The following is a 4,826-nucleotide window of genomic DNA, read 5'->3' on the forward strand; positions in this document are numbered from 1 at the left end:
GTAAAGGCTCAGCTTGCTGCTCAGGAGGCTGCATCAGCTAACAACAACGTTGCTTATGCAATTGAGACTGTTACTCGTGAGGCTCCTTCTAACAACTCAGAGTCTAACGATAGTTCCTCTAACGATTCCAGCTCCAGTTCTTCAAGTTCCAGCTCTTCTAGCTCCAGCAGCTCTAGCAGCTCCAACAACAGTTCTAATTCTGGTGGTGGGTCATCATACTCCGGCGGTGGTGGTGGCTACCCAGCTGCAGGCGGCGGTGTTGCTACAGCTTATGCTTGCATCGGCTATCCATACGTTTGGGGCGGAGCTTCTCCTGCTTCTGGCTTTGACTGTGGTGGCCTGGTCTACTACTGCTTCCTCGGCTACCGTGCAGGTACCGCAGGAACCATTGGCCGTGCTATTCGCGCTGCTGGTAACTGGCATGATTCCATGGATGAGCTTAACTATGGCGACATCATCTTTACTCGTGCAGGCTATGAGCACGTTGGAATCTACATTGGTGGTGGCCGCATGATTCACGCTGCTAACGAGTCTGTTGGTGTTATCGAGGGACCTGTCTACGCCTGCTATGGTGGAGGCCCATTCTCCGGCTAAGTGATAGCAGGGCACGCACCCTCAGTTGCGGATAATTTCTGTACAAAGTTTTAACTACACGCACGTAAAGTCGTACAATATTTGAGTACGCTTTACGTGCTTTTCTTTTACTCATATACAACGGCTAGGGGAGATTGTGGCGCTTCATCTAAAGCAAAAGACAAACGTGGTTGAACGCCATTTTTCTCGTAGATTCCAGGTTGCACTTATTGGAGAAGGCCTGCTTGTTGGCCTTATGGGTGGTGGCGTTGTTACACTTTACCGGCTCTGCCTTTCTTTTGCAGAAGAGCAGATGCGCTCTATCACCGAAGCAATCGCAGGTAATTGGTCGTATATGGCTCTTTGGTTTGGCATACTGCTCATCCTGATGGTGGTCGTTTGTCTGCTTATGAAGTTTGAACCCTACACCGCTGGCTCTGGAATCCCTCAGACCAATGCTGAAGTTATGGGATCTGCCGATATGCCTTGGTATCGAGTTCTTCCCGTTAAGTTTATCCAGGGCGTTCTGGTTGCCTTTGGCGGCCTCTCTATGGGTCGAGAAGGACCAGCGGTACAGCTAGGCGCTGTTTCTGGTAAAGCGGTCTCAAAGTTCCTCAAGCGTAAAAGGGGAGAAGAACGTCTTCTGGTAACCTGTGGCGCAGCTGCGGGTATGTCAGCCGCTTTTCATGCCCCTCTCACCGGAACACTTTTTGCTATCGAAGAGATCCAGAAAGAGTTTCATGCTCCACTGATTATCTCGGCAATGACTGCCTCAGTAGGCGCTGACTTCCTAGTTTCTAACGTCCTTGGTATGAAACCTGTCCTTAAGCTTCCCTATGTGGCTCCACTGCCTCATGTTGACTTTGCATTTGTTCTAATTGTTGGTTTTACCTGTGGTTTATTAGGTGCGCTTCACAACAAGGGAATGTTCTTTGCGCAAGATCTTTACAAAAAAATTGACAAGTTTGTGCCTTTCTCAAGGCTCATTATTCCCTTTATGCTTGCGGGATTTATGGCTTTTACCTGGCCAGATCTTCTTTGCGGCGGCGATGCTATTATCGAGAAAATCAAAGAGCCAGCAACACTTACTGAGCTCATGGTTATAGCGCTTTTGCTGGGCAAATACTTCTTTACTACAACCTGTTTTGCTGCTGGAACTCCTGGTGGAACACTCTTTCCAATGGTTGTGATGGGAACACTTGTTGGAACGCTGTTTGCCCTGGTAGCAACCCATGCTTTTAGCATCCCCATGGCATATGCGCCAAACTTTATTGCCATGGGCGTTGCAGGCATTTTTGCCGGAGCCGTAAGAGCGCCCGTCACCGGAGTAGTGCTTATATTTGAGCTCACAGGTTCTCTCGAGGCTCTTATGGCTATGTCTGCAGTTGCAATTGTGTCCTACGTAACCGCAAATATCCTGCGTGTTGACCCATTCTACGAGCATTTACTTTCAGAATTCTTGACTTCTCAGCAAGGGGAGTCTAAACCAACACTTGATTCTGGCGAGAAAATCCTTCATGAGTTCACCATTGGTCAAGGCTGTCCTGTTGAGGGCAAATTGCTGCAAGACATACCATGGCCTGACAAAGTAAGGGTTGTAACTATTGATCGCGCGGGCTTAGAAATTATTCCAACGGGTCAAACAGAACTAATGGCACTCGATAAGATTCTTGTTATTTATGATGAGCTGTATGAGAGCGATGTCATTCTTAAATTGAATGTCATGACCGACTCATCGGTATAGTGCTTATCGCTATCTCACATGTTACCGGAAAGGAGAGGGGCTCAAAATCCTTCTCCTTTTTCTTCAACTTATTAGTTTACATAATATCGATTATCAGACTTTTATATATTAGAACAGAAATTAGAGGACTTATACGTCTCTATATCTAGAATACTTTATCTTGCATCAGCTTTCATACCCTACGTCTAATTACTTCAAAATTTGAGCCTCTGAGAGCCGTTTTAAGCCACGTTCTTACTTTGTCATGAGTAATTACACCTCTAGTAATTTGGGTCTTACAAAGGCGCCTAGATTACATAGCTTTTTTGTTCGGATTTCTGTACTAACTACTTACAGACAAGTCAGCAATGCCAGACATTCGGCATACTCTACAATTTCTTTATACGTAGCAATTTGAATATCTAGTTTCTATTTCTCTAATGAAATCAGCTTGAATTTGAAAACTCTGTACGTCCTTTTATTCATCAAGATTTATTTTTAACCTAGATACCTAAATAGCTTGATTTCGACTTTCTTAGAAGGTTGAATCTAATTAGCATTTCTTGTAACCAGTCCATTTGATTCATTTTTAACTCACTACTCCCCTTTTTTATAAAATAAGCAATCTACCTGCATAAATATAATAAATAAGCAGGTAGATTAGGTAAAAATTGCTCTATTCAGTCAGACAATATACAATAATTGCATGTCATCAAATCATGGTCTTAAGAAAACCTATGGCAAAACAAGCACTTCTCGTCTAATGACAACATGAACAAGAATAGATTTTCGGAGATAGATATGAAAATTGAACATATTGCATTGTATGTAAATGATTTAGAGAATACTCGACGGTTTTTTGAGAAGTACTTTGGTGCAACGTCTAACGATGGCTATCATAATCCTCAAACAAATTTTTACTCGTACTTCCTTTCCTTCGGTAACGGCGCACGACTTGAAATCATGAACAAACCGGAAATGCCAGACTTATCTAAAGAGCTCAATCGCACAAGATATGCTCATATTGCTTTCAGCGTAGGAAGTAAAGAAAAAGTAGATGCTCTCACTGCAGAGTTGAAAGCAGACGGCTATAAAGTCATCAGCGGACCAAGGACAACCGGAGATGGCTATTATGAAAGTTGTATTATTGACCTTGAAGACAACCAAATTGAAATTACGGTTTAACCAAAGCGTCAAAGAATAATACAGACCGCTTATAAATAATGCATTCTTAGCACTCTAAAGGAGCTCCATGAATATTGCTCTTATAAAACCAAGTGAAGATAACAAAGCCAAGCTCATAGAGATGCTTGATGAGTGGAAACATGATATCGAGACAAATCATACAAATCCTTCTCCAAGACGCATTTTTAGGCTTGATCATCATGACTTTACCAACTATCTAAAACAACTAGATGATATGGAACCACTTCCGGCTGGCAGGGTACCTACCACAACCCTCTTTTGCTATGACCATGATAAAAACATCTTTGTTGGAGCAGTAAATATTCGCCATTATCTTAATGAGGGGCTTCTATATAGTGGTGGACACATTGGTGATGGAATTCGACCAAGTGAGAGAAGAAAGGGATATGCAACGGCAATGATTGCTCTTGCGCTTGAAGAATGTAAGAAACTTGGTATTGAACGCGTTCTTATGTGCTGTCGTAAAGATAATATCGGCTCGGCAAAGTCTATTATTAATAACGGTGGAGTACTCGAGAATGAAGTTCTAGACGAGGACGATGTACTCACACAAAGATATTGGATTGATCTTTAGTAGTTTTTCTCGCCAAAGAAATAATAAGGGGATCGTAATTGTTTGCGGTCCCCTTTTAGTATCAAAAGTTAAAGCTTCTTGTCGAGAAACTCTTAGCCCTCGACAGGCTGTCCAAGATAGGATGCTACCGAAGTTGCGGCAATAGCGCCGTCTGCAGCAGCGGTAATAATCTGACGCAGTGGCTTCTTATTGAGGTCTCCTGCGGTAAAGAGGCCAGGTGTTTTAGTGGCCATGCGTTCGTCAGCAAGGACATATCCCTGCTCGTCAAGGTCTACAAGGTCTGTTAAAAGCTCAGTTGAAGGCACACGGCCTACTAAGACAAAGACGCCAAAACTGCCCTCATCGAAGGTCTCTGTAGTCTCTTCTCCCGTCTGGTTATTGCGGAAGGTGATGGAAGTAAGCAACTCATTGCCGTCAACTGCAGTAATGCTGGTTAGATAGCGAATCTCTGTCTTAGGATTCTCCTCAAACTGCTTAATTGCGGTAGCGTTTGCTCTTAGGTGATCTTTACGAACGATAAGAGTTACTTTATCAGCAAAGCGGGCCAGGAACTGAGACTCCTCTACAGCGGTATTACCACCACCGATAACAAATACCTGCTTACCGCGATAGAACATGCCGTCGCAGGTAGCGCAGTAAGAGACGCCCTTGCCAGTAAATTTCTCTTCATTGGTGAATCCAGCGTGACGAGGGTTAGCACCACCAGAAACAATAACAGCCTTTGCGTGATAGGTTCCCTCAGAGGTCTCA

The 4,826-nt window shown here is 43.8% G+C and carries 5 protein-coding genes; 4 read left to right on the forward strand and 1 reads right to left on the reverse strand.

Features of this window, described 5'->3' with window-relative positions; translation table 11 throughout:
• The 4 genes from RWJ43_RS05935 to RWJ43_RS05950 all read left to right on the forward strand — a co-directional run.
• The coding region (locus tag RWJ43_RS05935; RefSeq protein ID WP_314008926.1) for an NlpC/P60 family protein at positions 1-594 on the forward strand (594 nt) is incomplete at its 5' end.
• Positions 595-730: 136 nt separating this feature from the next.
• Complete coding sequence (locus RWJ43_RS05940) at positions 731-2,317, forward strand: ClC family H(+)/Cl(-) exchange transporter (RefSeq protein ID WP_314008928.1); 1,587 nt, start codon at positions 731-733, stop codon at positions 2,315-2,317.
• A 750-nt stretch (positions 2,318-3,067) separates the two neighbouring features.
• Complete coding sequence (locus RWJ43_RS05945) at positions 3,068-3,481, forward strand: VOC family protein (protein WP_314008930.1); 414 nt, start codon at positions 3,068-3,070, stop codon at positions 3,479-3,481.
• 67 nt (positions 3,482-3,548) lie between these two features.
• Positions 3,549-4,076, forward strand: coding sequence for a GNAT family N-acetyltransferase (locus RWJ43_RS05950; protein ID WP_314008932.1), 528 nt, complete (start codon positions 3,549-3,551; stop codon positions 4,074-4,076).
• A gap of 92 nt (positions 4,077-4,168) precedes the next feature.
• On the opposite strand, the gene RWJ43_RS05955 is transcribed toward RWJ43_RS05950, so the two are convergent.
• Positions 4,169-4,826 (reverse strand): FAD-dependent oxidoreductase (locus RWJ43_RS05955; RefSeq protein ID WP_314008934.1); only part of this gene is annotated, 658 nt, incomplete at its 5' end.

Origin of the sequence: Lancefieldella parvula (genome assembly GCF_963530955.1) — a bacterium.
In the GTDB taxonomy this organism is placed as follows: Bacteria; Actinomycetota; Coriobacteriia; order Coriobacteriales; family Atopobiaceae; genus Lancefieldella; species Lancefieldella parvula_A.